The organism is Streptomyces incanus, assembly GCF_042656345.1.
In the GTDB taxonomy this organism is placed as follows: Bacteria; Actinomycetota; Actinomycetes; order Streptomycetales; family Streptomycetaceae; genus Streptomyces; species Streptomyces incanus.
On record NZ_JBHSPC010000018.1, the window covers coordinates 48,833 to 51,355 of the forward strand.

Annotated in this window: 1 protein-coding gene and 1 pseudogene; one reads left to right on the forward strand and one right to left on the reverse strand. The window is 71.7% G+C overall.

All coding sequences use genetic code 11. The features are described 5' to 3' along the window. Positions 1–134: 134 nt before the first annotated feature. The gene (locus ACFP2V_RS08330; protein ID WP_381207784.1) at positions 135–1,598 is read right to left on the reverse strand and encodes an FAD-dependent oxidoreductase; all 1,464 of its coding nucleotides are present in this window, start codon (positions 1,596–1,598) and stop codon (positions 135–137) included. 302 nt (positions 1,599–1,900) lie between these two features. Here ACFP2V_RS08330 and ACFP2V_RS08335 point away from each other — a divergent pair. Further along, positions 1,901–2,523 (forward strand): annotated as a pseudogene (locus ACFP2V_RS08335) (RNA-guided endonuclease InsQ/TnpB family protein); the annotation flags it as partial.

Here is a 2,523-nt window from a genome sequence, read left to right on the forward strand (position 1 = left end):
ACCGGCGCCTCCGTGTCGTCCCTGCCGCCCCGGGCCCCGGCGGAGCAGGCGCGGCCCCCGGCGGAGCAGGCGCGGCAGGCGATCGAACGGATCAACGGGACCGCGTAGGCGGGACCGCGCGGGGAGGACGGCTTTCAGGGCGTACGCGGCGACGGCCTCCCCGCCGTGGCGCGGATCTTCGTGGTGGCCTTGCGGGCCGCCACCAGGATCGGATCCCAGGTGGGGGAGAAGGGCGGGGCGTAGCCCAGGTCCAGCATGATCATCTGCTCCACCGTCATCCCGGCGGTGAGGGCGACCGCCGCGATGTCGACGCGCTTGCCCGCGCCCTCCCGGCCGACGATCTGGACCCCGAGCAGGCGGCCCGTGCGCAGTTCGGCGAGCATCTTCACCGTCATGGGGGAGGCGTTCGGGTAGTAGCCCGCGCGGCTGGTCGACTCTATGGTGACCGTCTCGAACCGCAGTCCCGCGCGGTGGGCGTCCTTCTCCCGCAGACCGGTGCGCGCGATCTCCAGGTCGCAGACCTTGCTGACCGCCGTACCGACCACGCCCGGGAAGGTGGCGTAGTCGCCGCCGACGTTCGAGCCGATGACCTGGCCGTGCTTGTTGGCGTGCGTGCCGAGCGCGATGTGCCGCTCCTGCCCGGAGATCAGGTCGAGCACCTCCACGCAGTCGCCGCCGGCCCAGATGTTCTCGTACCCACGGACCCGCATCGACCGGTCGGTGAGCAGGCCGCCGTGCTTGCCCAGGGGCAGCCCCGCCGCCCGCGCCAGAGCCGTTTCGGGCCGCACGCCGATGCCGAGCACCACCACGTCCGCCGGGTACTGGGCGTCCGCCGTGGCTACGGCCCGCACCCTGCCGTCGTCCCCCGTGAGCAGCTCGGTGACCTCGGCGTCGTTCACCATGGTGATGCCCAGGCCCTCCATCGCCCCGTGCACCAGGCGCCCCATGTCCGGGTCGAGGGTCGCCATGGGCTCCCGGCCGCGGTTGACGACGGTCACCTCGTAGCCGCGTCTGATCATCGCCTCGGCCATCTCCACGCCGATGTACCCCGCGCCGACGACCACCGCGCGGCGGCCGGTCGTGCGCTCCAGCGTGTCGAGCAGGGCCTGACCGTCCTCCAGGGTCTGCACCCCGTGCACACCGTCGGCGTCCATGCCGGGCAGCTCCGGGCGGATCGGCCGCGCGCCGGTCGCGATCACGAGCTCGTCGTACGAGGTCCACGACTCGGTGCCGGAATCGAGGTCCCGCGCGCGCACCCGCCCCCGGTCGGGGTCGATCTCCGTGACCTCGGTGCGCATCCGCAGGTCGATGTCCCGCGCGCGGTGCTCCTCGGGCGTGCGGGCGATCAGCTCGTCGCGTTCGGCGACGTCACCGGCCACCCAGTAGGGGATGCCGCAGGCCGAGAAGGACGTGAAGCGCCCGCGCTCGAACGCCACGATCTCCAGCTCGTCCGGCCCCTTCAGCCGGCGTGCCTGCGACGCCGCGGACATCCCCGCGGCGTCGCCGCCGATCACCACCAGGCGTTCCGGTCCCCTCGAGGCCGGGCCCGCGCTGCTGTCCGTACCTGTACCTGTGCTCGTCCCTGTGCTCGTGGTCATACGACCACGCTACGGGGGCCGGTCACCTGTTTCTTACGAGGAGGCTCCGGCGTTCACGTTGGGGAGGAATCGCATCCGGGTGTCGCGACGTGGAGCGTCGCCGCATCCGGTCCAGGGCGTGGAGCGCCCGTACTGCTGTCGCTGTCGCTGAGGTGATGCGAACGCGTGTGTCTGTGGTCGCTGGTGGGGGTGGTGGCTGTGGGATCGGGGTGTGTCTGTGCGGCTGTCGTACGTATGGTCCTTCGGAGGATTCGGGGTGGCGGAGCATCTTGGCGGGGCCATGAGGGGGCGAGGTGGTGCAGGTGAGGGCGGATGCGGGGGTCGGGTATGCCCGGTACACCTACCGGTTGCGCGTGTCGTGCGCTGCCCGTACCGTCCTGGCGGCGGAGTGGGACCGGTGCCGCTGGGTGTGGAACGAATGCGTCGCCAAGTCCAGGGCCGTGCACCTGCACAACAAGGCCACCGGGCAGAAGGCCACGTGCGGCCCGGCTCGGCAGGATGCTGACCGAGGCCCGCGCCCGTACGCCGTGGCTGCGTGAGGGCTCGTCGGTTCCCCAGCAGCAGGTCATCCGTGACTTAGGTCGCTCCCGCGCCAAGGCGCACAAGAACATCAAGGAGCGCCTGCCCATGGCGCGCCGGGCGGGGATGCCGAAGTGGAAGACCAAACGCGAGGCACTGGCGACCCTCAACTACACGAAGCGCGGGTTCCGGTTGAAGGACGGCCGGCTGCACCTGGCGGGCGGCGTCGTCCTGGCGGTGGTCTGGTCGCGGGAACTGCCGGCCGAGCCGTCCTCGGTACGCCTGTACCAGGACGGCCTCGGGCATTGGTACTGCTCGTTCGTTGTCCCCGCCCAGGTCCAGCCCCCGCCGGAGACCGGTCACGTCCTCGGCGTCGACTGGGGTGTGAAGGAGACCGCGACCACCA